The organism is Allohahella marinimesophila (genome assembly GCF_039538005.1).
In the GTDB taxonomy this organism is placed as follows: Bacteria; Pseudomonadota; Gammaproteobacteria; order Pseudomonadales; family Oleiphilaceae; genus Allohahella; species Allohahella marinimesophila.
The window spans coordinates 204,144-228,982 of the sequence record NZ_BAABBO010000009.1; the positions used below are offsets into that span (position 1 = coordinate 204,144).

The window sequence follows — 24,839 nt, forward strand, 5'->3', positions numbered from 1 at the left end:
CAAAACTGGAGTTAACTGACTTTAAGCGAAGCCGACGAAGGTAAATAGCCACTGGGCCAGGGGAATTGTCACCATACCCAGCAGCGTTTGCACACTGATGATTTGCGCCATGGTGCCAGATGCGCCGCCGAGCTGGCGGGAGAGTATGTAAGACGAGGTGGCGGTGGGCAGCGCGCCGAGAATCAGGAACACCAGCAAGGTCTGCTGATCGTCGATAAAGATGGCAGCGGAGGCTACGAATACCATCGGAAATACCAGAAGCTTGAAGGCACTGCTGATCAGGATGGGGCTGCTGTCAGCTCGCAGACCGGTCAGCTTCAACGCGGCACCGACACACAACAGTCCGAACGGCAGCGCCATATCACCGATCAGTCTCATGGCCGATTCGATCGGCTGCGTCAGGTTCACTTCCAGACCATTGAAGACCACACCCAGTACACTACCGATAATTAGCGGATTTGAGGCGATAGCCTTGAAAACTGCTTTCGGATTCACCGAACTGGCGTTGGCGTAAAACGAAAAGCAGAGAATACACAGGATGTTCAGCAGTGGAATCATGATCGCCATGGCGAGCGCGGCAATTGCTACTGCACTATCGCCGTAGAGCACCTGCACGGCCGCGAGGCCGATATAGGAATTGAATCGGATGCCGCCCTGGTACACCGAAGTGAACATCGGGCCTGACCACTTGAAGATGCGATTGAGCAGCCAGAGCAAAAAGGTGGCCACTGCGAGCCCGACGAGGACCGGCGGAACGAGCTTGAGCAGGCTGACACCCTGAGGGTCCGCATGCATCAGCTTGTCGATGAGCATGAGCGGGAACAGGAAATAGTAGAGAAAGCGCTCTGCCGGATCCCAGAAACTGTCGCCGGGAAATTGATAACGACGCAGGCCGTAGCCCACGAGAATCAGCAGGAAGACCGGCAGCAGACCAGCGGAAGCTGCCATCAGTCGATGCCGAGGTATTTGTGCGTCTGCAGGGAGAGTTTCCAAGGCGGATTCGACATACAGTATTCAACGCACTCGGCCGTGTGATTGGTGATGCGTTGACTAGTCGCGATCAGGCTTGCATTGCGCAACGCAGCGAGCTCCTCCTGAGTACCGGGCTGCGTCAGATACCGATCATCCCGGGGCGAGAGGTAATAGTGGTCCGCCTGGATGTGGACGCAATCTTCCGGGGAGAGATCGGCCTGCGGATAGACGAACTTGAGCTCATCGCAACTGTCGATCACGACTGTGGACCGCCCTTTGGGGCTCACACAGAGCCAGTCGATGCCAGCTGGTGCCAGCAGCGTACCGTTGGTTTCGACGGCAATCTCGAAGCCGCAATCGTGTAGTGCGGCCACCAGGGCGTCGTCGAGCTGCAGGAATGGCTCGCCGCCGGTGCAGACGATGAAAGCAGGCCGAAAATCGGAGGGCCAGAGTGCAATGAGATGATCGGCCAATGCACCAGCGTCCGCGAAAGTGCCACCGTTCTGCCCATCGACACCGACGAAATCCGTGTCGCAGAAATTGCAGACAGCTGACGCCCTGTCAGCCTCGCGGCCGTTCCACAGATTGCATTTGCTGAAGCGACAGAACACGGCAGGGCGGCCCTGGTTGGCACCCTCCCCCTGGAGCGTATAGAACGCTTCCTTGACTCGATAGGCCGACAACTTAAGTGCTTGCCTCCTTATCTGTTCCTGCATCAGGTGGAATATCAGGTCGCTCGATACCCGGTTCATAGGGCAAGGGGTCAACCACGCCATTTTCTGCAAAGGCTTCGAGGCGCTCGACGCATGAGCCACATTTTCCACAAGCCTTTTCACGTCCGTTGTAGCAGGTCCAGGTCTTGCTGTAATCCAGTCCCATGGCGAGGCCTCTGGCGAGAATGCCGATCTTGTCGACATCCACGAAGGGCGCTTCCACCCGCACCGGCTCGTAGTTCGCGACCATGCTCACGGCGTTCATACGGTCCAGAAACTCTGGCCTGCAGTCGGGATAGATGGCATGATCTCCTCCATGAGCCCCGAAATATACGGCCTCGGCCTTGATGGAGACAGCATAGCCGATCGCCAGTGACAGCAGAATCATGTTGCGATTCGGTACCACGGTCGACTTCATTGACTCAGATTCGTAATGACCTTCTGGTACATCTATCGCGTCGGTCAGTGAAGATCCCGCCAGCAGACTGTTTACCGCAGTGATATCGATGATCCTGTGCGGGATGCCCAGGGCCTGGCAGACTTCAGCTGCGTAGACGAGCTCTTTCTTGTGCCTTTGTCCATAATCGAAGGACAAGGCATGCACCAGATTCCGCTGCGACGCTCCGCCTGCCTGACTTTCCGCGGTCTCGGCGACCTGCTGCAGAAGACTGTGCAGAAGCGTGTAGGAATCCATGCCACCGGAAAAGATGACTACACTTGGGGAATCACCGGACGGTGCATTGGTAACTGAACTTGTAGACATGACGGTGCGGGATCTCCATGGCTGAGACGGCACTTTACTGGATCTGAAAACGAGAGGCGACCGCTTTATGGCGCTGACAACAGGCGCGGAGACGCTGTGACATCCGAACTGGCTTTCATCGACTTCGAAGCGTCGAGCAAGGATCTTATCTCGAGCTATCCGGTCGAAGTGGGCTATTGCCTGCAGACTGGCGAGTCCCATGGCTGGCTGATCCAGCCTGCGGCCCTGTGGAGCGACTGGTCCGAAGAAGCCGCCGATATTCATGGTATCACCCGCGAGCGGCTGATGGATGAGGGCGTGGAGGCAAAGACGGTGGCTGGTTACCTCAACGAAGTACTGCCATCCCGAGTGTACTGCGATGCGCTCAGCTTCGATTCGTTCTGGCTACATCGCCTGTTTCGCGCCGCTCACGTGCGCGCGAATTTTACACTGGAATCGATTGGCAGCCTGCTGCCGCCCGACCTGCTCGACCGATGGTCAGAAACCCGTGACTCGGTGTTTATCGAACAGGGGCTGGCTCGCCATCGCGCTGCTTCGGACGCCCGCGTACTCTACCTGACCTGGCTTCGCCTGACCGGCGGGCCAAACGGCCACCGCCAAGAGCTGTAGCCCGCCGCTAGGCCAGTCCTGCCGTCAGTTTCAGAATCTGCTCCCTCAACCACACATGCGCCCTGTCGTGCTCCACTCGGCGATGCCAGTAAAGGTACAGCTCCAGCGGGGGAAACTGCATCGGAAAAGGCCGTACCACGACGCGCCCCCCCATCGGCGCCACCAATGCGTCGGCCAACCGACGTGGCGCACAAACGATGAAGCTGGTAATGGCCACCGTCTGGATAGCCGCCAGATAGTTCGACGTCCGCAGCGCGATTTCGCGCCGCAGCCCATGCCGCGCCAGCTGGGTGTCTTCGAAGCCGGCACCATGCTCGCGCGATGACACCATGACGTGCCTGTATTTCAACACCCCTGACAACTCCCAGTCCTCTTCCAATAAAGGATGTGTTGCGCTGAGCACACACACCCAGTCGTCGGTAAGCAGCTCGACGTGCTGGATCTGGTCGTCGTGCGGCAGCAGGATGTCGGCTGCAAGGTCGATCCGACCACTGCGTAAATCGTGCAGTACCTGTTCGCGCGGCGTTCGCATGCTGGCGAAGCTGGCTTTCGGTGCCAGCCGGCTGCAGATGGCAATGAGCTCCGGTAGCACCAGCCCTTCGAAACTGTCGCGTACACAGAGGCGAAAACGCGTGGTCAATCCCTTGAGATCCAGGCCCTCCTGCTGCGTACAGGCGACGATCCCCTGCTGGATCTGCACCAGCGACTGCCTGATAGGACCTATCAGCTGCTCAGCGGCCGGCGTCGGTGACATGCTGCGACCACTGCGCTGGAACAGTTCATCGCCGAGTTGCTCGCGCAGCCTGTTCAGCGCGTGACTGATCGCCGACTGCGACAGATGCAAGGTATTCGCGGCCGCAGTGATACTGCCCTCGGAATAAATCGCCACGAAGACCGTGAGTAGATTGAGATCGAATCGATCAATATTCGTTTTGTTCATACCACCTATTATAACTATTCATTTGCTTCATCATCAATAGTCGCTTAGTTTTGGTTCATGTTTCCAGATGCACCAGCGTGAGGCTCAGCACATGAACTTTTCTCACAACGAGACGACTACCGACTATCTCAAGCGCGTTCGCCAATTCATGAAGGAAAAGGTTATTCCTGCAGAGAAGGCCTATTTCGAGCACCTGGAGCAGCCAGGTCAGAAGTGGACACAGCCACCGATCATGGAAGAGCTGAAGGCGGAAGCCAAAGCGGCCGGCTTGTGGAACCTGTTTCTGCCTGAGAAGGAATACGGCGTGGGTCTGACCAACCTCGAATATGCACCGCTGGCTGAAGCCATGGGTCACTCCTTCATCGGTCCTGAAGTCTTCAACTGTAGCGCGCCCGATACCGGCAACATGGAAGTGCTGGTGCGTTATGGCTCTGAGGAACAGAAGAAGCAGTGGCTCGAGCCGCTGCTGGCCGGTGAGATCCGCTCGGCCTTCGCCATGACCGAGCCTGACGTTGCCTCCTCGGATGCGACCAACATGGAAAGCACCATCAAGGCAGACGGCGATGACGTCATTCTCAACGGCAAGAAATGGTGGACTTCAAACGCAGGTCACCCGAACTGTCAGTTCTTCATCTTCATGGGTTTGAGTAATCCTGAAAATGGTCGCCATCAGCAGCACTCCATGGTCATCGTGCCACGCGATACGAAGGGTGTGGATGTCGTCCGCATGCTACATGTCTTCAACAACCAGGATGAGCCCTACGGTCACGGCGAAGTGCATTTCAATAATGTGCGCGTACCGAAAGAGAACGTCATCGCCGGCCTTGGCCGTGGATTCGAAATTGCCCAGGGACGCCTTGGCCCAGGTCGTATCCACCACTGTATGCGTGCCATCGGTGCTTCCGAACGTGCTTTGACGCTGCTGTGCGAACGTGCGACGAAGCGTGTTGCTTTCGGCAAGCCCCTGGCCAGCCTCGGCGGTAACCGCGACATCATCGCGAATTCGCGCATCGATATCGAAATGGCCCGTCTGCTCACACTGCAGGCCGCGTACAAGATCGATACCCAGACCGTATTTGGCGCCATGAGCGATATTGCGCAGATCAAGGTCGTGGCCCCGAATGTACTGCAGCGCATCGTCGATGCCGCCATGCAGATTCACGGCGGCGCTGGCCTGAGCAACGACTTCCCGCTCACTGCCCTGTTTGGTTACGCCCGCGTACTGCGCCTGGCCGATGGCCCGGATGAAGTGCACCGCGGCATGATTGCCAAGTTTGAGCTGAAGAAGTATGCCCAGAACGACAAGTCCAACGCAGAGAAGAGGTAAGCCCATGGCCATACAACGTTTCCCGGAACAACGAGTTGCCATCACAGGTGGCGCTACCGGTCTTGGCCTGGCGCTCGCCAAGCAGTTCCTGCATGAAGGCTGGAGTGTCGCGATTGCTGACATCCAGGATGAGAAGGGTCAGGCCGAAATCGAACTGCTGGGCCTGCCGGAATCGCGCCTCTTCTTCACCAAGGTTGACGTGACCAAGGAAGCCCAGCTGAAGAAATGGCGTGACGACATCGTCAAGCGCTGGGGCGGCGTCGATATCATCATCAACAATGCAGGTGTCGCCACACATGGCGCCATCGATGAAGCGCCGCTGAGCGACTGGGAGTGGGTGCTCGATATCAACCTGATGGGTGTCGTTCGCGGCTGCCGTGTTTTTACCCCGCTGTTCAAGAAACAGCGTTCAGGTCACATCGTCAATATCGCCTCCATGGCAGGCTTGATTCATGCGCCGGAAATGGGCTCGTATAATGCCGCAAAAGCTGGCGTCGTTGCGCTGTCTGAAACGCTCGAAGGCGAGCTGTTCTCTTACGGCATCGGTGTCAGCGTCGTCTGCCCTGGCTTCTTCCAGACTGACCTTGGCAAGACCCTGCGCTCGCCAGATCCAAAAGCGAAGGACATGGTTCAGCGCTTGTTCGAGACCTCGAAGATCGATGCGGATGGCGTGGCGAAGCGTGTCTACAGCGGTATCAACGACAAGGACTTCTATGTGCTGCCGCACAAGAGTTATCACCTGATCTGGATGCTGAAGCGCTACCTGCCTGCCATGTACATGCGCAGCCTGCATGTGACTGGTCGCAAGATACTGCAGAAGAAGCGCGACTGGCAGGCGAGCCTGGCTACCTTGACACAGCCCTGAACACTCGAGCCTGAGCAGACAACCCTGATCAACACTGACGACGTTTGAACAAGAGAACAGACCATGAGCCTGAAAGACCAGTCGATCGAGATTCGTGAAGGTGAGCAGTTCGACAATGCTGCCGTAGAGCGCTATCTGCGAGCCAATATCGGCGATCTGCCACCCCACATGAGCGTTCGCCAGTTTCCGGGCGGCGCGTCCAACCTGACCTACCTGCTCAGCTTTACCGACAGTGCAAACGATGCGCCTGGCCGGCAGAGCAAGCAGTTCGTACTTCGACGTCCGCCCACAGGCAAGAAAGCCAAATCAGCGCACGACATGAAACGCGAGTACACGGTCATGAGCGCCCTGAACGGGCAATATCGGCTGGTCCCGAAGATGTATCTGTTTTGTGACGACGAGTCGCTGATCGGCGGTGAGTTCTATGTAATGGAGAAGCTCGAAGGCATCATCCTGCGCAACGAGCTGCCGACCGAACTGAGCACTGGCGAGCAGAAGCTGTCGCCAGATGATCTTCGTCAGCTGTGCATGAACATGATTGATGGTCTGGTAGACCTGCACAAATTCAAGTGGCAGGACACCGCGCTGGCGAGCCTGAAAAAAGATGGCGATTATGTCGAGCGGCAGATCAGCGGCTGGAACGATCGCTTCGTCAAGGCAAGAACTCCAGACGTCCCAGAGTGCGACAAGGTGATGAAGTGGCTGGACGACAACAAGCCACAGCAGGTTGCCAGCTGTCTGATCCACAACGACTACCGCTTCGACAACATCGTGCTCGACGAAAAGAACCCAATGCAGATCAACGGTGTGCTCGACTGGGAAATGGCGACGATTGGCGATCCGCTGATGGACCTCGGCAACAGTCTCGCCTACTGGGTGCAGGCCGATGACCCGCAACAGTTTCACATGATGCGCCGTCAGCCGAGCCACGCGCCCGGCATGATGACGCGAGACGAGCTGGTCGAGTATTACCTCAAGCAGTCAGGCCATAGCGTCGACAACTTCACCTTCTATCGTGTGTATGGCCTGTTCAGGCTGGCGGTGATCATCCAGCAGATCTACTACCGCTTCTATCACGGACAGACCAAGGACAAGCGCTTCGCCGGTTTCGGTTTCGTGGTGAAGTTCATCGACGACTATCTGCAGAAGCAGATCAGCGAGCTCGGCTGATATGGCGGCGATTTATCTCATCCGGCACGGCCAGGCCAGCTTCCACTCGAGCAACTACGATCAGCTCTCGGACCTTGGCCAGCGCCAGGCCGGCTACGCTGGTGAACAACTGGCGCGAGAACTCGGCCCAGGGCGTGATCCTGGCGATGTGAGCTGGTTCTGCGGCACGCTGTCGCGGCAGATCGATACCGAACAGCGGGTTCGCGCCGGCTGCTTTCCGGATATGCCGAAGCAGCGGCTGTCGGAACAGGCTGAACCCGTTACCAACGCAGGCTTCAACGAATTCGATCACGAAGCCCTGCTGGCGCATTACCTGCAGCGGCTGAGACACAAACCGGAAGTCGAAGCGTTTCTGAACGCCATTGACCAGCGCACCCGGCTGTTTCAGCCGGCCTTCGCTCAGGTCGTGGATGCCTGGATTGCCGATGGTGATGTTGTGGAGGATGCGGCTGAGGCCTTCGAGACCTGGACGCAGTTCAAACAACGGATCGTGGATGCGTTTGAGTCGGCCGTCACCGCAGGCTGGGAACAGGCCAGGCAGAGCGGCAAGAAAGGCTCAGGCGATGTCTGCATCGTCAGCTCTGGCGGCCCGATTTCGCTCATGCTGCAGGCCATGTTGAACATGGACGATGTCAGTGCGCTCGATGCCAACTGGGTGCTCGCCAACGCCAGCATCACCAAACTGATTTACCGCAGCAATCCCGAGCGCCCGCCCGAGCCGAATGAGCTCAGGCTGGCCTACTTCAACCATTACCATTACCTACAGACCACCGCAGAAGGCGACGCAGTCAGCTTTCGCTAACGAGGATACTTCCCTATGTCACAGTCACTTCCTACAGCAGAAAACCTCTTCAAACTCGACGGTCAGGTCGCCCTCGTTACTGGCGCCAGCCGTGGCATCGGTGAGCAAATCGCGCGCACGCTGGCAGCCTACGGCGCTCACGTGATCGTCAGCAGCCGCAAGATCGACACCTGCGAAGCTGTCGCCGCGAGCATCCGCGAAGCCGGTGGCAAGGCCGACGCCATTGCCTGTCACATCGGCGAAATGGACCAGATCAGCAGCCTGTTCGAAGAGATCAAGAGCAAGCACGGCAAGCTCGACATTCTCGTGAACAACGCCGCAGCGAATCCTTACTTCGGCCATGTGCTGGATACCGACCTTGGTGCTTTTCAGAAGACCGTAGACGTGAATATCCGCGGCTACTTCTTCATGTCAGTCGAAGCCGGCAAGATCATGCGCAAGCAGAAATCGGGTGTGATATTGAATATCGCTTCAGTGAACGGCGTGATCCCGGGTCACTTCCAGGGCATCTACTCCATCACGAAGGCTGCAGTTATTTCGATGACCAAGACTTTCGCGAAGGAATGCGCAAGTGCTGGTATCAGGGTGAATGCGATCCTGCCAGGCGGCACTGATACCAAGTTTGCCTCAGCCCTTACCACCAACGATCAGATACTGAAGCAGCTGCTCACGCACGTACCGATGAACCGTATTGCGGAGCCATCTGAAATGGCTGGTGCTGCGCTGTACCTGGTGAGCCCGGCTTCGTCCTATACGACGGGATCGATACTCGCTGTCGATGGCGGGTATCTGACGGCTTAATCAGCTTTCGCCGAGAAGGTCCTGGAGGGATTCGGCTTCCAGGACCTGGTCGAGCCAGAGTTCGAGTTGGGCGCTTGACGCCTTGTCGATCTGAGCAATAGTTTCCTCATCCAGGAGCCCAAATCGTTTCGTGAGCTGGCGCTTCAATATCTTGGCTTCAGCAAGCTCAGCTCCTTCTTCACGACCCTGTTCGATGCCCAACTTTCGACCAGCCTCCAAGGCTTCGCGATACGGCCGCCCCCACTCTTTAACGCGTTCACTCAACATAGTCTGCATCTCCGTCAAGTCAGCCAAGGCGTCCACGTCCACGCCGGGCAAATCATATTTGGTGAGTATACGCCCAAAGTACTCTTTGAGCGCGCGTCTCAGTTCAGTTTGCGAACTTCGATCCAGCCACATTGCGAGATGGTTTAGAACCTCGATAAGGGCTTGAGGCTCCTCAGCCAGTTCAGCACGAATGAGTGCGGCCGTCAGATTTTCCATCTTTTCCAGTTCGGCGGCATCGTATCGTTTTTGATCAATGAGACAATACTGTAACTGCGGCTGGAACTGATTCAACTCAGCTGGAACAGCTTCAGTCAGATCATTTAGATGTAGGGCTGCAGTCCATTTCGCATCACCCGTGTACATGACCACAGGTAGGACCGGGGGAGGTCGACCCGCTGATGGTAGTTGCTTCGACTTGATCAGGTCCTGGTACAACAAGCCTACGTAGGTGAGTAATCTCACCGCCATGAACCGATCAATCGTAGATTGAAATTCGAGCAGAATGTAGAGATATAACCAGCGACCCCTGAACTTCACCCTCCATACGATATCATCGCTGCGTTCGCGAAGATCATCGGAAATGTAGCTGCTATTCAGCTTTTCCAGTGAAGAGAAATCCAGCTCATGAACCCATTCGAGGGGAATGAATCCCAGCACCAAGTCGCGAACCATTTCCGGGCTGGAATAGACGGATTTCCAGGAAAGCCGCCGAGCGCTATGACCACAGCGCTCAAGGTATAAGACTAGTTGAAGCTTAAAGAACTGCCCAATCCTTGATCAGCCCCCAGGCGGCCGGGTCGTCACAAAGCTCTCCCGCCCACCAATCTGCTTGGCGTACTCCGCCAGCCGCGGATACTGCTTCCGCCAATCCGCGTTGAAACGCAGCGTGTACCACTCCAACACGCAGACCAGCGCGATATCCGCGGCGCTCAGGCCCAGGCCACCATCGAAGTCGTGCAGAAAGTCCTTATCCAGGCGCTCGGTCAGGTAGCGCTCGAAGAAGGCAAAGCCGTTATCGACCTTTTCCTGCTGCCGGGCTATCCAGCTCGCGCTCTGCTCCGACTCATCGCGCTTCTTCTCCATGAACATCAGCACGCCCGCATCGCCGATGCCATCAGCCAGGGTTTCCAGCCGACGCACCTGCAGCTGCGGCACGGCGTCAGATGGCAGCAGTGAAGCACCACCCTCAGCCTTCTGCGTTTCGAGCACTGCCAAAATCAATGCGGAGTCGAACCAGGTCTCACCGTTGGCATCGACAAAAGCCGGCACCTTCACCAGCGGATTGAAATCCCGCACTGGGGTATCTGCCGTGTAGGGCGTTTCCTCGCGAAAGTCGAAGGGTAGCCCATGCTCGATGAGCGCCACGCGCACCTTACGGACGAAGGGACTGGTGTATGAACCAATGACTTGCATCATGACTAAACCTCAGTGCAGTTTGAGCTTGGGACGAATGAACTGGTCGATCTGTGACGACAACACGATCAGGAAGGTCTTCAGATAGCCATAGACTGCGGCCTGATGCATGCGATACAGCGAAACGTAGACGAAACGCGCGATGAAGCCCTCGATCATCATGCTCTTGCCGCTCAGATTGCCCATCAGACTACCGACGGTCGAATAACGGCTGAGCGATATCAGTGAGCCGTGATCCTTGTAGATAAAGTTTTTCATGGGACGGTTTTCGATAAGCCGGACAAGATTACTGTAGAGCGTATCAGCCATCTGATGCGCTGACTGCGCCCGCGGCGGCACTCGGGTCCCGTTGTCCTGAATGCACTCTGCGCAGTCGCCCAAGGCAAACACATGTGGGTCGGATTTCGACTGCAGGGTCTGGTGCACCATGACCTGGTTCAGCCGGTTCGTATCGAGCCCTTCGATATCAGAAAGAAATTCCGGACCCTTGACCCCGGCCGCCCACACCTTGATATCCGACTCGATGAAGCCACCGCCACTCGTCTCGAAACCATCGGCCGTCACGCGAGTCACCGCGGTATCGTGTCGAACATCGATCTTCAGCTCCGCCAGCTCGTGCAGTACCGCCTCGGTGATGCGCTCAGGCAAGGCAGGCAGTATGCGCGGCCCGGCCTCGATCAGCGTCACCTGAAGGTTGTCAGAGCCCAGATTGAGCCCATAGGCACGAAGCAGCGCCGTGGTGTTGTGCAGCTCAGCCGCCAGTTCGACGCCGGTCGCGCCACCGCCGACGATGCCTACCTTCAGGATCGGCAGTTCACCGGTGTCAGCATGGCTGTTAAGTCGAAGGAAGGTATTGACGAGATGCTCGTGGAAAGCGTCAGCCTGCTCACGCGAATCCAGTTGCGAACAGTGCTGCATCACCCCGGGTGTGCCGAAGTCATTGGTACGACTGCCGACAGCCAGGACGAGATAATCGTAAGGCAGGCTGCGGGAAGGCTGTAAAGTTTCACCGCTGGCATCCTTGATCGCGGCAAGATGCACGTGGCGATTCGCCGTATCGACAGCGCACACACGTCCAAGGTGAAAACGATAGTTATTCAGGAAGGCATGAGCCCGGTAGTCCAGCTCGTCGATATTGGCATCGAGCCGGCCAGTGGCGACTTCGTGCAGCAGCGGTTTCCAGAGATGCGTGAGCTGAGCATCGACAAGGTGAATATCGGCCTTGCCTTTCCTACCCAGCTTACGTGCCAATTTGCGGACAAGTTCCAGTCCGCCGGCACCACCGCCGACAACGACGATTTGAGGACAATCCATTAAGCGCTTCCAGAGAAATCAGGACAAGCGTTGGCGGAACCTGGTCAGTGGCCCGGTCAACGGGTTGAAAAGGCCAATTTTACCCTGAATGTAGGAGAGACAGATACAGTCCTGATCTTCCATGGCCCGAGGCCGATGCGACGAATCCGGTGTGCGCACCACGAAGTCACCCTCGCGATAAACGCCGCTGGCATCGGAATAGCCGCCCTGGAGTACAACCGTATATTCAGAGCTACTGTGCACATGCTTGGGGGCACTACAGCCTCTTCTGGTTCGCTGCAGCGCCAGTTTCCAGCGCAGGGGCGGCTCATCAGCGCCCTGCTCACTCGAAGGCTTGTCGCCGCCAGTGGCAATGACGTGCTCGAACACACCAAGCCACTTGCGCTTCCAGTCTATGGTCGAAAAACGCTTGGGTAGCAGGCGCTCGAGCGCGAGGCTGGACACAGTATTGCCAGCACCGTAGGACTGCGGGAAGTTCTTGCGGAAATAGGTATGTTCAACGCCGGCGGCGCCAACCTCAAGGTCGTTGGACTCTTCGGCTTCAATCAGGGCCATTACGCGATCGAAGGCGTGCTCATCGACCGGATCTACCTGACCTTCTGGACTCGCGCCAAAGAACTCACCGCCAATAATCTCGAGCTTGCGAAGACTGTGTCGACAGGCGCTGCAATACTGAAGATGCATATGCAACAACATGGCGAGCGGAAACGGACTCCCGCCCGCGCTGTATTCCAGCAACAGGTCAATGTCAGGATGGTGACTGATCATGAAAAACCACGACTAAAGATGAAACAGTAGAGCCTAGTTATTGATTTCTACTTTGCCATCCAGAGCGACGTTCAGCTTTTGCAGCGCAAGTCTTACCCGACTCTTGACCGTACCCAGCGGCAGGCCCATTTCATCGGCCACTCGCTGATGCGACTTGTCTTCGAGGTAGACCTTGGCAATCACGTCCTTTTGCTCGTTAGGCAAAACATCCAGTGATTTTCGCACTTTCGCAGCGATCACACCATCTTGCCAATTGCCTACAGGCTCGTCTGTGCCGGGAATAGACCACAAATGCTCGGTATCGACACTGGTCTCGACACTCGAACGGCCGAACTTGCGAAGCATATCGATTCTGGCGTTACGCGTAATAGCGTAAACCCAGGTCGTGGCACTGGCCTTGCTCGAATCGAACTGTGCCGCACGACGCCAGATATTGACCATGACTTCCTGCACCAGCTCGTCACCATGCTCGAGCATGCCTTGCTTGATGGCGTAAGACTTGATCTTGGGAGCAAATTCCTTGAAGAAGATATGAAATGCCGCTTTGTTTCGATCGGTCGCGATACGACGGAGCAATTCGCCAAGCTCTTCACCCTGGTGGTCTGAAGGCAGGCTGCTATTGCTGAGATCCCGATTATCGGTATCGTGGTCGACATTTATGCCCGCGTCGTTCGCTGGGTCCGTCGGTTCCAAGAGATTCCTTGATTTGAGAGCAACGACATTACTATGCGCGTGTGACATAACTGAATCAACCCTGATTACTGTGAGACATATGAAGACTACGGCGGGATTATCAAGGTAGATCAGCAGGGGCGAAAAACAGTGAAGAGAAGTTTGCCCACTCCCATGAGAGAATCAGTAGTATTCTACGTAGCTGTGTACACGTCGCTGTATACAAGTGATAGCAGCCCAGCAGGAGACATCGCCTTGCCATCTACCTCAGCTCAGATTTCCGACACGCACACTGGTCATCCGTCCGACCCGCACTATGACCTGAACACGCTACCGAACGACAGCGACTACACCGAAGATTTTGCAGACCTCGAACACGTCAGGCTCTGCTATCGGGATTCAGGGCCGAAGGACGCACCACCCATCCTGCTCATCATGGGTCTTGGCTGCCAGCTCACCACCTGGCCACCGGAATTCGTCAACGGCCTGCTGGCGCTTGGCTACCGGGTCATTCGTTTCGACAACCGGGAACTGGGCCTGTCTTCACTCGCCGACAACCCCGGCCGATCGCACTCACCGCCAGCGGGATTCCTGCGCTATAAACTCGGCCTCAAGGTGACCAGCGACTACACCCTGCATGATCTTGCCGAAGATACCCGTCAGCTCATCAAATATCTCGAGCTCGACAAGCCAATCGTACTCGGCGTGAGCATGGGTGGCATGGTGGCGCAGATACTGGCAGCCAAACATTCGGACCTGATATCGAAATTGATTTTGCTCATGAGTTCAGACAACCACCCTCGCCTGCCAGCGCCCAGTGTGAAAACGCTCTGGCGTATTACCGGTGGCGGCATTCAGGGGGATCATCAGGAAGCGGCTATCAATCGCGGACTGGCGTTCTGGAATACCGTGAGCAGCCCTGGCTATCCCTCGACCAAGCGGCGGATCATCTCGCGGATTGCCCGCGACTACCAGCGCAGCTATCGGCCGAAGTCCATCATCCGCCAGATGGTTGCCATCCAGGCGACCGGCAGCATTCGCCCGGAATCTGAATCGATTGCGCTACCCACGCTGATAATGCACGGGCTGGCCGACAAACTGGTTCATCCAAAGGCAGGCCGCCAGCTACACCGCAATATCAAGGGCAGCAAGCTGGAGCTGATCAAGGGCTGGGGACACGATGTGCCAGTCGGGCTGGTGCCCGAAATCCTGAACCACATCGATAACTTCGTGTCCTAGAGGCCGTTACCGCGTACGACGAGCTCGAGGCCGTCGAACTGCACGCCCAAGAGCTCCATGCCGCCGAAGCTAGAGAGCTGCCCGCCGCCTGAGCCGTCGTAGTCTTCAATGAAGAAGCCCATGTCGGCCACGCGGAAATCGACGAAGGAATCGGCGAAGGTGATGCCGATACCGCCGTCGGTGTCCGACACGGCGCCACCGTTAGCCACCACATTGGCAAGGTCAGCCGTGGCGTCCAGGGTGATATCCACGTTGCCAGCAATAGCGATGCCCTTGGCGATAAAGCCGCCAATCGCACCCGGATAGAGTTCGTTGCGGGTGTTAGCGCCGGTGTTCGTGGCCTGGTCCCAGCCACCTTCTATATCTACCATCCATTTAAAGGCATCGATGGTGATGCCAGCCTGACTCCAGTCGACACCGTAAAAGTCGCCGATCGTACCGTTGTCGTAAGTGGTGGTGGGGTCGACGCCAAAAGTGGTACCGAATCCGGCTTCGATAACAATGCCACTCTGGCCACTAACCTGACCGAGGCCAGCATCGCCCAGCGCGGTGATTTCTGCCTGTACTGCAGTCGCAGCCAGGAGTGAGGCGGCCAACAAGAGCCTATTGAACTTTCCCATGCGCATATCCCTGTATGATCGTTATTATATAACCCGGCCTTTCAAGGCCATTACTGCCTATGGTTATCAGGGACTTTCAGCACATCGCAGACGAAAACTGCAACAACATGGAAGTGCCAACAAACAGCTTAGAACTTTTGGCCTACTTTAACGGGGCGTTTAGCGCTGATCAACAGCAGACGCGAAGATTGTTAACTTTTGTTAAACGAACCGGACGCAGGTCCGGTTTTCCCTCCACCATCGCGAGTACCCACTGAATGTAACTTTCGGCGGATGCTGGCAAGACGGTTGGTCTGTACTATCCGCTCGTGCCTTTTTAGACAAATGGTGAACCAGTCAGGGATTTTACGTACAGGACAGCGTAAGCTAGACTATAGATACAGCTGATCACGATTAGTCACATGTTCGTAACATGCCTGCGATATGGTAGTACGCACCAGGCCAGCGAGAGATGTCGAGTATGAAGAGAAAGAGCCAAGCCGGTTTCAAGAAGCCCAACTGCCCTTTGCAAAAGCGCTTTTCGCGATCCTGCACCACCACGCAGTCCTTTCTCTTTCAGCGCCAGTTCCTGCTTTTGGTTGTTCAGCCAAGTTCTGCCTTAACCCTATCCCTGTTCAATAAATCTGCCACAGCCATCGGCAAATGGCGCAGCCGTGCCATGTCGAAAGGCCGACGCGTGGTGGCGATTGGGCAGCATGGGCGGGTGTTGTTGGCTTAAACTTCAGAGCGACTGAATATACACCAGGCATATCCACGAAAGGATATGACCGAATCGGTGTCTTCAGGTGATAATGAATGGGTTAGTCCATGCCCATATCACCCTGAAGGAACAGAGTTATGAGACATCGCACGGCCGCCCCCGCTTTATCGACTGCCCTTCTCCTTTCAACAGCTCTCCTCATGAACACCTCTGCCGTCGTCGCAGCGCCCATTGGTGCATTAGCGTTTTGTAGTGTCGATGACGATACCCACAGCAGTACGCCCGAGGAGCGCTGCGCCTATACTTTTTCCGCCAACGGCTCGCTCGTGGAATCAGGGGCTGAAGCGAGACTCAACGACGGCCGGCTCGCCGTGCGCTCCAAGCGCGGAAATGGCTCCACCCCCTTGCAGCGAGTTCAATCCGATGTGAGCGATACCATCTTCTTCACCGGGGGCGATCCGGCCGGATCCCCTGTCGAGATGAGGATGCAGGTCTACACCAGCCTGACAGGCGAGCTTGCCGAAATGGACGCCTTCCTGAGCATGAATATTGAGTCGACTGATGGATCGAGCGTTGGCGGCTTCGCTGCGGGCGTGGTCGCGCGACTGGATGGCGAGCACGTGCTGATTCCAATCGCGGCCGAATGGGCACCTGGCTGGACCGTACTTGACGGCGGCATTGAACAGATATCCGTGACACCGGACGGCATGCTGACCGAGGTCGCCATGTACTTCGACTGGCAGCCTGAGTTCAAGCCACTGCATTTCGCGGCGGGCCTTTCTCTATGGGATTTTTCGGGCGAAGGCCAGGTACTGGCGGAAAGCTATAACTCAGGGATCGAGCTGATCGTTCCAGAGGGTGTGACGCTGGTAACCAGCTCCGGGCAGTTCCTGATTGGACAAGTGGTTCCGGAGGTTCCGGCGCCCGCTACCTTTCTGCTAGGCGTGGCGGGCCTTTTGGGCATGCTGTACCGAAAATATGGACCTGCCTGATACAGGCCCATGAGGAAGGACTGCGTAGCTTACTTGCGGCTGCGCAGAGCAAGCCCCAGAAGTCCGAATGCTACCAAAGCCAAACTCGCAGGTGCAGGCACTGAGGCTGCGACTGAAGGCGTGACCTGAACATCATCGAGGAAGTTTCCGACGGTGCCGGTTTCCGGAAAGATCGAGGTGAAGGTGAGCGTGGTGAATGCTGACGTTGCCAGGAAGCTGCCGCTGAACAGACTCCATCCGCTTGTGGTGTGGTCGTCAAGAATCCAGTTTATGCCAGCTACCTCAGCAGAGAAGCTTTCGTTGTTCGACTGACGAGCGCGATAGGCGAAGCTCAGGTCATACGAGGCACCGACCGTGGTATCGAAACCCTGGAAGATACTGAACGCGCCGCCATGCGACGGGTGAGCATTGAGCTCGGCATGCTGGGCGCCTTCATAGGCGGTCACACCATTAAAGGCATCCCAGACTTCAATGTTGCTGCCATTCCAGCCATCTACTGTACTGGCAGAAAAATATTTCCAGGTGCCTGCCTTGACGTCAGGCTGCTCGAAGCCTCCATTCTGGATCAGATTGGCAGAGGCCGTGGCGGCCATTGCAATTGAGGCGCCTAACAGGCTGATGGCGGTAAAACGGCTGAAGAATGACATAGGGTACTTCCTTTAGGATAAACTGCTTAAAGATTATCCAGCTAATCGCAATATGTGAGCCAACTTCTAATTACCTATGTATTTCATGGATCGAATCGTTATTGATATCGGCGGGGACTAGGCTAGTGGATAAATAATCGACACCGTGTCTCCATAGATATCTGAGGCCCAAGGGTGGCAGCCAGCCTTCCAGTGCTCCCACACTGGAAGGCGAGTTGGCTTTGGTTGGCGTCGCAGCCGATTGGGCAACCGGCTGCATAGTGCCCGGCAGTGACGTCACTGAAATATCCAGAATGACCGGCGAGATGCGGACGGCAGTCGACATGCGCTTCAACTGGCAGTCTGAGTTCAACCCGCTGTATTTCGCAGCAGCCCTCTCTCTGTTTGACTTTTCCGGCGAAGGGAATGTTCTGTTGGGAAGCTACCATTCCGGTATTGAGCTGGTCATTCCGGACGGTGTAACACTGGTACCGTATTGGATTGGTTTCTGAATGAGCAGCAGGTCGTAGAGCTGCCGGCGCCGGGAATGTTTCGTTGGTTGTTGTTTTGGTAGGGGTTGGTTGGGGTTTCGGGGGGGTACAATTTTTCCGAGGATAGCCTTTGCTATGTTATGGCCCCAAGTGAATTAGGGAAAGCTTCACTAGGCTAGGAAGAGGCCAATTACAATCAGTCACTTTCAAAGAGACTCGATAGATTGTAATGTGCGCCTTTTACAGGCAGTACAGGAGCGCTGGGATTGGTAGCAGCACGAGCAAGTTTGAATCCTCCGATCAGCGTTCTAACAGTGTGTTACAATTCAGAGACCGATGTTGTTCGGTGCTTGGCGAGTTTATACAGGTATGTAGATCCGGAGCTTTTTGAAGTTGTCCTGATCAATAACTCGCCCGACGACACTGAAGCTATCGTTCGTGCGCGCTTCCCTGCTGTCAGAGTCTTACCCAGCCAGGGGAATATCGGCTTCGGCCCTGCGAATAATGTATGTGCCAAACACGCGACGGGCGATTATCTACTGCTTTTAAATCCCGATACTGAGTTGCAGGACGACGCACTGTCTCCGTTGCTGAAACTTGCACGAGAGTACCCAAGCGCTGCTGCATGGGGCGGAGTCACGGTCCTGCCGAATGAATCGGTAGATCCGAGTTGCCTGCAAGTAGCGCCTTCACTTCTACACGAACTCAACATCCTTACAGGCTGGTCGAAGCTCTCGAGCTTGATTAGTCCGCCCATAACGACCCAGCTTGCGGAACGTCGAGTGCTATCTGGCGCGTTCATGATGGTGGAGCGAAATCTCTGGAATGAAGTAGAGGGCTTTGATGAGTCATTCTTCCTTTATAGCGAAGAAGTAGACCTCTGTGCACGCTTATGTGACCGACGGGGCGCTGTATGTCTGCGGAGCCCCGATGCTCGACTAGTTCACTACGTTGGTTCGAGCTCCCCATCCTCCATGCGAGGAGTGTATATCAATAGGGGAAAGATGCATTTCGCGTGGAAACGCAAGTCCCGAGCTTTTCGAATTGTATTATTAAACATACTCATTTTACAGGCTGCCAGCCGGGGAATGCTCCAAGAACTGGTTAGGCTGGCGAAGAGAAAAAAGCCAGAAACCCCCAATCCTTATTTCGTTATCTTAATGCAGATATCGCAGTGGAAGAATGGGTATAACGACTTTTGATTAAATGCAACTGCAGCGAAAGAACCCTCTGTCCGCGAAAGCTCAATTAACCTACATAAAACGGCGCCTGGCGACAAAGCGGCTAGTCTCCTCATTGCTCACGAGACCCTACCCCATCTCTGGGCCAAAAAAGTGGAGTTACGAAATCCACTGATTTCCAGCAATTATTTTAATCCATTAACCTAAACGAAGATGGTGGCTCCGGCCGAGGACTAGAAGAAACAGCAACGTTATCAAAAAACAACCGATAATCATCGACAAGATTCTTATGGAAAAATCCGACTCCCGAGAAGGTTGTATCGTTTCCTGCTACTTGTTTGAAAAGAGCAGAAGCCGTCCGAACCAGCTCGTCACTTTCGATAGACCTAACAGCAACGAAAACTTTCAGGGAGGAATTATCCTCAACTTCAGCAGTTATTTCAACTCGATACTTACTGTTCGGCGGAATAGCTATCGCAGGCGCGGGAACCGCCTTAACAAGCTTTCCGCTTTCATAATACTGTAGTCCGATTGATTGACTGCCAAGATCAATAAGAATGTACCGTTGAACGCCATTCAGATATAAAGCAGCGCCGGATTGCTGAGGGACATACTTATTAATCACATCGAAAGAGTACTTAAGATATTTCCAAGGTTGATCCAAACTAAAGGCCAAGTAGGATCGGCCCTGTGAGGCCTTCAAAGGGGTGGACAACCAATTACTACCAGTTTCTTCCAGTCTCTGTATTGTAAAGGCCGCTTGACTTAACGGGGTCTGCCGCCACTCTATCCCTGAATCTTCTGAACTATTTAGATAAGCATCAGCCAATAAATTACCATCTTCAAAGTCGTCGACATACGCGACAGGAATGTTTCGCGAATAGGCATTCTCAGGGCGCTCCTGGGAGGGATCTGAATAGGAAGGCACGGAAGTCTGCACCGGACCTATATCCGGATAATCACCTCGGCTGTTCCCGAGACGGTCCTTGACACCTGGATCGCGCAAGATGCCAGACGCGATAGCCACGGAGCCAGACCGCAGCTTCAGGTTATTAGGATCGGATGTAGCGTAAAGAGCGTCAAAATCGGCGAAAAATGTAAACCTCGGAAACGCACTACCCGGAATAAAGTTTTGAATTATATTATAGTCGTAATAATCAGTTCCGCCCGCAATACTGGGAGGATTCACAAAAATGTTATTATATATTTCCAGACCTGTAGTCTCGGCACTTGTACGAAATCCGCTGTTCTGTGTTGTGAACGACTTCCCTAACGAATCTGCATAAGGTGAATGGTATTCACTTGTGTGTGGTAAAAACAAGTTATGACGAAAGACCAAGCCACTGACTGGTGTAGCATTATTAAAAACCATCGGCACCTTGACGGTACCGAATATATTATTCTCGACCACTACCGACTGATTCCAATACTTAGGTTCATCAAACTTACTGTATATATTGAACTGCACCGCCTGCCCAGATATATTGAAGAGAGCATTCCCTGATATTAAAACATTTTTATTCGGGACTATTTTCTCTTCTGTCGCCGCACCAGAAATGTATATATGAATGCCATCACAGTGCTTGCTCCATGATGCTTCTGAATCCTCTACTCCGTCCCATAGACCAGATATTTTATTGCGAACCACCCGAACATTCTCTGAGCTTACAATTCGTATGCCATCATGAGTAAGATCATGTATATCAGACCCTGTAATTGAAACGTTGTCAGACTGAACAAATGAAACTCCAATTGGCGCACGAGTAATTTCAACATTGCTTATACTTATATTGTTCGAGCCTCTTATATATACAGCACTTCTGCTGATTGCTTCTTCAGATCCAAGCCAAGGGGGGCTCGTCTCAATCAACGAATTCTTAATATGCACATTTGAAGCATTGGAAACGGAAATAGAATCCGAAAAATTTATACCATCGAATGTGATATTGGCAACTAATTTGCTGGCTGACGAAATTGATGTAGCACCAATTGTAGTAGCTCCACCTGATGCACCCTTAATAGTTACATTGCTATCGAAGAGGGCCCCGTTTTCTTGGAGGTCAAAAGAGCCGTAGTCGCCAGGACCCAAAATGATTTCATCCCCGCTCGTCACGTTCTCGATAGCGAAAACTAGCGATCTAAAAGGTTTCATACGGGACGACCCACTGCCAGCGTCATCAACACCCTCTACCGGGTCAACGTAGAACGCCTTACCGTGGCAGAAAAGCGACATCGATAACAGTAATAAAACAGAAGCCACCCTGCTAGGAATGCCATTAAGATTTTCCCCTAACAACGCTTTCATACGACTTCAACTGTTTTCATCGTGCGCTCCACTTTTAGGTTGTGAATATAAGACGCTTTGAATGAAGAGAGCGACACACCGACTCCAATCATTACAGCTAGTAACACAAATGAGCTCGCCCAGAAGTGCACAGTGACCCCTACGAAAAATATACCGAGCATAGCGGTGGCCCATCCTACTACGTGATCCGATAAGATCCCAAATCTGCCGTTATACATACGGTACGAGGTATAGATTAGAATTGCTAGAACTGAGACGATAGAGGGAAGGCCAAACCTCATAGCGGTTAGGAGCCAAAAAGAATCTACACTTGGCGAAACCATAAAGGCCGGCCGCCGCCAGTCAGCAAACCCTATACCGAAAACAGGGGAATCTAGCACCTCAATCAATCCATACTCCCAGATAAGCATGCGCCAATATCCGGTACCTGGATTGAACGATAAGTAGTACATAATGACAGTGATAACATCGCGATTAGATAGAAGATGCACTAATGTCGCCATCAACAAAATTAAACCAACAAGAATAGGCCACTTATCTCTAACGCCTTTAAAAAATATACTCCACATTATGATCCCACCCTGCAAAACTACTGAAAGCAGAGGGGCACTAGATAGCGATGGAAAAACAGTGATTAAACCAAGCAGCAGCCATTTAAAGCGAGGGCCTCGAAATGTAAAGGCAAAAATACCTAGCATTGTTGAGCAAAATAACCCGTAAAGGATTGGGTGCGGAAATGTTGCGGCAGCACGATTTAGCCCCAAGCGAGGCTCTGTTACTAAAGTTTCGCCTCCGCCGCCCATAACATTATTAATCAGTTTAGATAAACTAAAGCCGGTAAAGGCCTCGATATATGCAAACGGCGTCAAGATAATTACAGTAAGGAGCAACGACTTGGCGACTTTACGCAATCGAACTGGGGAGGAGCCGATATATCTTCCGAACACATACATCGGCCAAAATTCGACAAAATATACACCCCCGCTTTCAAGCGCTTTGGCGAAGCCATCATGGTAAAATATCGCAGTAGCCACCCAAATACAGTGAAAAGCAGCGGAGAAGTCTGCAAAGCTGGCAGGGCGAGTCGATTTTTTAGCTTCCTTTAGCAGACCGAAGGATATAAATAGAGTAAATATTGCGAACACACGCATTGGTGTTATCACAATTGGTCCTATAGATACAGCCACACTGTATGGAAGCACGACAGCAACAACAAAGCACGTTAGATACGTGGATCTCAAAACTCGCCGACCTCGTCCGACACGCAATTCCATCTAAGCATCACAGAACTCCAAGTGCGGTGATGGTAGAAAAGGTCGCTGCGCCCATAGCCACCTGGGTTATTGTGAAAAATTCGGTCCAGCTTTCCTTGGTTGTATAATAAGCATATATGGTAGCTGCTAACTCACCAGCGATTGCGCAAATAAGGATTGAATATATATCACCCCCGATCGCTGCGACACTAAGCGAGATTAATACAGCACACACTCTAATGAAGTTCGTATGCATCTGGGTCTTCGTATCGCCGTTAGCGATAGCAATCGACGATGGGGCACATCGAAGGACTCGTATCGAAAAAGCAAGAAGGATGTAAGGCATGAAGGCCAAGGCGGGTAAAAATTTCTCGCCAAAAACGACAATGAACAGATAATCCCCGAGCAGACCAACTCCTACTGTTATACCTAAACTAGCGCATACGCTAGCCAGAATAACGAGACGCACAACCCGTTTCTTGCTTTCTTCTCCCGAAAAGGCTTCTGATAAAATTGGTAATGACACCATACTAAGCACTCGTTGAACCACTAAGGTAGGTAACATCAGTAAAGTAAAGACAGCACTAAAATACCCTAAGTCCTTCATACCGAAATATGTTCCGATAATCAGTCGATCACCTTGGAACACTAGAAAAAGGAGCGCGCCGCCAATCATAATTGGCCAACCAAATCGATAGATTAGGACCTGAAATTTAAAATCAAATGAAAGCGCATAGTTTAGAGACGAATTAGTATGTGAAACAACTGCTGTAGCTAAAGGTATGAACAATAGAACGAAGAGGACCGCGGAAAAATCCTGCTTAAATAACACAATAATAATAAGAACTACTGTACCTAGTAATTGCGGTACTAGCTCATTTACGATTGAGGAGCCGAATCTCATCGATCGCCGTTGGAAAGCGAAGTCAAGATTTACAGAGCCACGAAACAGCGGGCAGATGGCTAATAGCTCAAATGCCCATTGTAGATGCATCAACCCGAACGCATTAGAAATTGGTCCGGCGAGCATATACAGAATGATGGATAAGGCTAGGCCCCTGACAATCATCGCGGCGTGGGCGTTTGCGATGACCTTGTTGAGACTAGTGCCCCGGTATTGTACGATCAAACTATCTACGCCTATTTGCCCGATCATTTCAATCATCGCTAGTGTGATAGCAAAAGTGGATATGATCCCAAAATCTTCTACCGACAAAGCTCTAGCGATAATCAAGTTCCTCAGGAAAGAACATCCTGCGGATAAAATTTGACCAATTGCAAGCGCTGCTCCCCCAGATACGACTCTGCTTTTCAAAACCATATCTTCAATACCATGTTAGATTATTGCTTAGCGCGGCGAATTATTGGCCGAGCCGGCACCCCCGCAACAACCACGTCGCTAGGAACATCACTTACAACCACACTTCCTGCGCCGATAACTGACCGATCGCCTACTTTGACCCCAGGAAGAATTATTACTCCAGCCCCCACCCACACGCCGCTTCCTATTACCACCTCTCTTGAATTTACGCTATCGCGCGCAGAGATCAATCCAGTCGTCCCCCCTGAATGATTCCTATTTTCTCCCGAAACAAAGCAATACTGTGAGATTCCAGTGTTTTCCCCAATCGTTATCGGTCCTATTAAAATACTTCCAATCCCAACCCTCGAGTTTTCCCCAATTGTTACAGCACCTTGCCACGAGTTTATGACAGCACCTGACTCTATACGCCCTCCAGCTCCTAATAAAAAAGGGTATAATTCAGGCTGTTTTCTAAAGGAGATTTTCTTCCCGATATCCAACCTTACTGATAGCGCAACGGACGTTCCCGGCCCCCTGCTAATAAAATAGATTCTTGCCAACACCTGCTCTACACATCGGCTGACATCCTTCAATACATCGCGGGCTACTAACAATATATTCGTTATAATTTTCATATTTCTCGACTGCCAACATAGCTTCGCATTATTTTGCTGGAGATCTCGTCAAAGATAAACACACTCCGCCAATAGGCGTAAGCTGGCACTACGATGCA

The 24,839-nt window shown here is 53.6% G+C and carries 26 protein-coding genes; 11 read left to right on the forward strand and 15 right to left on the reverse strand.

Translation table 11 applies throughout. The features are described from left to right. Positions 1–21 precede the first annotated feature (21 nt). From ABD735_RS09585 to queC, 3 genes are read right to left on the reverse strand one after another with little or no spacing between them, the layout of a single operon-like run. Positions 22–948, reverse strand: coding sequence for an AEC family transporter (locus ABD735_RS09585; protein WP_344805734.1), 927 nt, complete (start codon positions 946–948; stop codon positions 22–24). Continuing rightward, positions 948–1,655 carry a 7-carboxy-7-deazaguanine synthase gene (queE, locus tag ABD735_RS09590; RefSeq protein ID WP_425548600.1) on the reverse strand — a complete coding sequence of 236 codons (708 nt, stop codon included), beginning with the start codon at positions 1,653–1,655 and terminating at the stop codon, positions 948–950. The genes ABD735_RS09585 and queE overlap by 1 nt, the downstream gene beginning before the upstream one ends. 1 nt (position 1,656) lies before the next feature. Next, the gene (gene queC, locus ABD735_RS09595; RefSeq protein WP_344805738.1) at positions 1,657–2,448 is read right to left on the reverse strand and encodes a 7-cyano-7-deazaguanine synthase QueC; all 792 of its coding nucleotides are present in this window, start codon (positions 2,446–2,448) and stop codon (positions 1,657–1,659) included. 96 nt (positions 2,449–2,544) lie between these two features. Between queC and ABD735_RS09600 the strand changes: the two genes are divergently transcribed. Further along, positions 2,545–3,057: a 3'-5' exonuclease gene (locus tag ABD735_RS09600; RefSeq protein ID WP_344805740.1), complete on the forward strand. Its 513-nt coding sequence runs from the start codon at positions 2,545–2,547 to the stop codon at positions 3,055–3,057. 7 nt (positions 3,058–3,064) lie between these two features. Here the strand turns inward: ABD735_RS09600 and ABD735_RS09605 are convergent, their stop codons facing one another. Then, positions 3,065–3,997 (reverse strand): LysR family transcriptional regulator, encoded by a 933-nt coding sequence (locus ABD735_RS09605; protein ID WP_344805742.1) that lies wholly within the window; start codon positions 3,995–3,997, stop codon positions 3,065–3,067. Between the two features lie 91 nt (positions 3,998–4,088). On the opposite strand from ABD735_RS09605, the gene ABD735_RS09610 reads away from it, so the two are divergent. The 5 genes from ABD735_RS09610 to ABD735_RS09630 all read left to right on the forward strand — a co-directional run bounded on the left by ABD735_RS09610 (position 4,089) and on the right by ABD735_RS09630 (position 8,962). After that, positions 4,089–5,324 carry an acyl-CoA dehydrogenase family protein gene (locus ABD735_RS09610; protein WP_344805744.1) on the forward strand — a complete coding sequence of 412 codons (1,236 nt, stop codon included), beginning with the start codon at positions 4,089–4,091 and terminating at the stop codon, positions 5,322–5,324. Between the two features lie 4 nt (positions 5,325–5,328). Further along, entirely contained in the window at positions 5,329–6,189 is an 861-nt protein-coding gene (locus ABD735_RS09615; RefSeq protein WP_344805746.1) for an SDR family oxidoreductase, read from the forward strand. Positions 6,190–6,252: 63 nt separating this feature from the next. Then, positions 6,253–7,359: a phosphotransferase family protein gene (locus ABD735_RS09620; protein ID WP_344805748.1), complete on the forward strand. Its 1,107-nt coding sequence runs from the start codon at positions 6,253–6,255 to the stop codon at positions 7,357–7,359. A 1-nt stretch (position 7,360) separates the two neighbouring features. Further along, on the forward strand, positions 7,361–8,161 hold the full coding sequence (locus ABD735_RS09625) for a histidine phosphatase family protein (RefSeq protein WP_344805750.1): 801 nt from the start codon (positions 7,361–7,363) through the stop codon (positions 8,159–8,161). A gap of 15 nt (positions 8,162–8,176) precedes the next feature. Beyond that, positions 8,177–8,962 carry an SDR family oxidoreductase gene (locus tag ABD735_RS09630; RefSeq protein ID WP_344805752.1) on the forward strand — a complete coding sequence of 262 codons (786 nt, stop codon included), beginning with the start codon at positions 8,177–8,179 and terminating at the stop codon, positions 8,960–8,962. Here the strand turns inward: ABD735_RS09630 and ABD735_RS09635 are convergent, their stop codons facing one another. From ABD735_RS09635 to ABD735_RS09655, 5 genes are read right to left on the reverse strand one after another with little or no spacing between them, the layout of a single operon-like run. Beyond that, positions 8,963–10,000, reverse strand: coding sequence for an Rpn family recombination-promoting nuclease/putative transposase (locus ABD735_RS09635; RefSeq protein ID WP_344806347.1), 1,038 nt, complete (start codon positions 9,998–10,000; stop codon positions 8,963–8,965). Between the two features lie 6 nt (positions 10,001–10,006). Continuing rightward, on the reverse strand, positions 10,007–10,645 hold the full coding sequence (locus ABD735_RS09640) for a glutathione S-transferase N-terminal domain-containing protein (RefSeq protein WP_344805754.1): 639 nt from the start codon (positions 10,643–10,645) through the stop codon (positions 10,007–10,009). Between the two features lie 9 nt (positions 10,646–10,654). Next, positions 10,655–11,956 (reverse strand): NAD(P)/FAD-dependent oxidoreductase, encoded by a 1,302-nt coding sequence (locus ABD735_RS09645; RefSeq protein ID WP_344805756.1) that lies wholly within the window; start codon positions 11,954–11,956, stop codon positions 10,655–10,657. 18 nt (positions 11,957–11,974) lie between these two features. Continuing rightward, positions 11,975–12,724: a cupin domain-containing protein gene (locus ABD735_RS09650; RefSeq protein ID WP_344805758.1), complete on the reverse strand. Its 750-nt coding sequence runs from the start codon at positions 12,722–12,724 to the stop codon at positions 11,975–11,977. A gap of 33 nt (positions 12,725–12,757) precedes the next feature. Continuing rightward, positions 12,758–13,417: a sigma-70 family RNA polymerase sigma factor gene (locus ABD735_RS09655; protein WP_344805760.1), complete on the reverse strand. Its 660-nt coding sequence runs from the start codon at positions 13,415–13,417 to the stop codon at positions 12,758–12,760. Positions 13,418–13,651: 234 nt separating this feature from the next. On the opposite strand from ABD735_RS09655, the gene ABD735_RS09660 reads away from it, so the two are divergent. Continuing rightward, complete coding sequence (locus ABD735_RS09660; protein WP_344805762.1) at positions 13,652–14,635, forward strand: alpha/beta fold hydrolase; 984 nt, start codon at positions 13,652–13,654, stop codon at positions 14,633–14,635. On the opposite strand, the gene ABD735_RS09665 is transcribed toward ABD735_RS09660, so the two are convergent. Continuing rightward, entirely contained in the window at positions 14,632–15,255 is a 624-nt protein-coding gene (locus tag ABD735_RS09665) for a DUF6160 family protein (RefSeq protein WP_344805764.1), read from the reverse strand. The genes ABD735_RS09660 and ABD735_RS09665 overlap by 4 nt on opposite strands. Before the next feature lie 460 nt (positions 15,256–15,715). On the opposite strand from ABD735_RS09665, the gene ABD735_RS09670 reads away from it, so the two are divergent. Beyond that, entirely contained in the window at positions 15,716–15,973 is a 258-nt protein-coding gene (locus ABD735_RS09670; RefSeq protein ID WP_344805766.1) for a hypothetical protein, read from the forward strand. A gap of 182 nt (positions 15,974–16,155) precedes the next feature. After that, positions 16,156–16,947: a hypothetical protein gene (locus ABD735_RS09675; protein ID WP_344805768.1), complete on the forward strand. Its 792-nt coding sequence runs from the start codon at positions 16,156–16,158 to the stop codon at positions 16,945–16,947. A 29-nt stretch (positions 16,948–16,976) separates the two neighbouring features. Here ABD735_RS09675 and ABD735_RS09680 read toward each other — a convergent pair whose 3' ends face one another. Next, a complete protein-coding gene (locus ABD735_RS09680; RefSeq protein WP_344805770.1) occupies positions 16,977–17,594 on the reverse strand; it encodes a PEP-CTERM sorting domain-containing protein in 618 nt (205 codons plus the stop codon). Positions 17,595–17,809: 215 nt separating this feature from the next. Here ABD735_RS09680 and ABD735_RS09685 point away from each other — a divergent pair, with 215 nt between their 5' ends. Then, positions 17,810–18,085: a hypothetical protein gene (locus ABD735_RS09685; protein ID WP_344805772.1), complete on the forward strand. Its 276-nt coding sequence runs from the start codon at positions 17,810–17,812 to the stop codon at positions 18,083–18,085. Between the two features lie 266 nt (positions 18,086–18,351). Then, entirely contained in the window at positions 18,352–19,266 is a 915-nt protein-coding gene (locus tag ABD735_RS20165) for a glycosyltransferase family 2 protein (RefSeq protein ID WP_425548604.1), read from the forward strand. Positions 19,267–19,435: 169 nt separating this feature from the next. On the opposite strand, the gene ABD735_RS09690 is transcribed toward ABD735_RS20165, so the two are convergent. The 4 genes from ABD735_RS09690 to ABD735_RS09705 form a co-directional block, all read right to left on the reverse strand. Then, positions 19,436–21,550 (reverse strand): right-handed parallel beta-helix repeat-containing protein, encoded by a 2,115-nt coding sequence (locus tag ABD735_RS09690; RefSeq protein ID WP_344805774.1) that lies wholly within the window; start codon positions 21,548–21,550, stop codon positions 19,436–19,438. Next, the gene (locus ABD735_RS09695) at positions 21,547–22,713 is read right to left on the reverse strand and encodes an O-antigen ligase family protein (RefSeq protein ID WP_344805776.1); all 1,167 of its coding nucleotides are present in this window, start codon (positions 22,711–22,713) and stop codon (positions 21,547–21,549) included. The genes ABD735_RS09690 and ABD735_RS09695 overlap by 4 nt, the downstream gene beginning before the upstream one ends. A 118-nt stretch (positions 22,714–22,831) precedes the next feature. Further along, positions 22,832–24,124: an oligosaccharide flippase family protein gene (locus ABD735_RS09700; protein WP_344805778.1), complete on the reverse strand. Its 1,293-nt coding sequence runs from the start codon at positions 24,122–24,124 to the stop codon at positions 22,832–22,834. A 20-nt stretch (positions 24,125–24,144) separates the two neighbouring features. Next, positions 24,145–24,741 (reverse strand): acyltransferase, encoded by a 597-nt coding sequence (locus tag ABD735_RS09705; RefSeq protein WP_344805780.1) that lies wholly within the window; start codon positions 24,739–24,741, stop codon positions 24,145–24,147. Positions 24,742–24,839: the final 98 nt, after the last annotated feature.

Bases quoted from the DNA above. Each gene is read 5' to 3' on its own strand.
- ABD735_RS09625 (WP_344805750.1), top strand. From the start codon at position 7,361: ATGGCGGCGATTTATCTCATCCGGCACGGCCAGGCCAGCTTCCACTCG.
- ABD735_RS09675 (WP_344805768.1), top strand. From the start codon at position 16,156: ATGAACACCTCTGCCGTCGTCGCAGCGCCCATTGGTGCATTAGCGTTT.
- ABD735_RS09665 (WP_344805764.1), bottom strand. From the start codon at position 15,255: ATGGGAAAGTTCAATAGGCTCTTGTTGGCCGCCTCACTCCTGGCTGCG.
- ABD735_RS09605 (WP_344805742.1), bottom strand. From the start codon at position 3,997: ATGAACAAAACGAATATTGATCGATTCGATCTCAATCTACTCACGGTC.
- ABD735_RS09670 (WP_344805766.1), top strand. From the start codon at position 15,716: ATGAAGAGAAAGAGCCAAGCCGGTTTCAAGAAGCCCAACTGCCCTTTG.
- ABD735_RS09610 (WP_344805744.1), top strand. From the start codon at position 4,089: ATGAACTTTTCTCACAACGAGACGACTACCGACTATCTCAAGCGCGTT.
- ABD735_RS09690 (WP_344805774.1), bottom strand. From the start codon at position 21,550: ATGAAAGCGTTGTTAGGGGAAAATCTTAATGGCATTCCTAGCAGGGTG.
- queC (WP_344805738.1), bottom strand. From the start codon at position 2,448: ATGTCTACAAGTTCAGTTACCAATGCACCGTCCGGTGATTCCCCAAGT.
- ABD735_RS09645 (WP_344805756.1), bottom strand. From the start codon at position 11,956: ATGGATTGTCCTCAAATCGTCGTTGTCGGCGGTGGTGCCGGCGGACTG.
- ABD735_RS09700 (WP_344805778.1), bottom strand. From the start codon at position 24,124: ATGGTTTTGAAAAGCAGAGTCGTATCTGGGGGAGCAGCGCTTGCAATT.
- ABD735_RS09640 (WP_344805754.1), bottom strand. From the start codon at position 10,645: ATGATGCAAGTCATTGGTTCATACACCAGTCCCTTCGTCCGTAAGGTG.
- ABD735_RS09680 (WP_344805770.1), bottom strand. From the start codon at position 17,594: ATGTCATTCTTCAGCCGTTTTACCGCCATCAGCCTGTTAGGCGCCTCA.
- ABD735_RS09615 (WP_344805746.1), top strand. From the start codon at position 5,329: ATGGCCATACAACGTTTCCCGGAACAACGAGTTGCCATCACAGGTGGC.
- ABD735_RS09585 (WP_344805734.1), bottom strand. From the start codon at position 948: ATGGCAGCTTCCGCTGGTCTGCTGCCGGTCTTCCTGCTGATTCTCGTG.
- ABD735_RS09650 (WP_344805758.1), bottom strand. From the start codon at position 12,724: ATGATCAGTCACCATCCTGACATTGACCTGTTGCTGGAATACAGCGCG.
- ABD735_RS09705 (WP_344805780.1), bottom strand. From the start codon at position 24,741: ATGAAAATTATAACGAATATATTGTTAGTAGCCCGCGATGTATTGAAG.
- ABD735_RS09630 (WP_344805752.1), top strand. From the start codon at position 8,177: ATGTCACAGTCACTTCCTACAGCAGAAAACCTCTTCAAACTCGACGGT.
- ABD735_RS09620 (WP_344805748.1), top strand. From the start codon at position 6,253: ATGAGCCTGAAAGACCAGTCGATCGAGATTCGTGAAGGTGAGCAGTTC.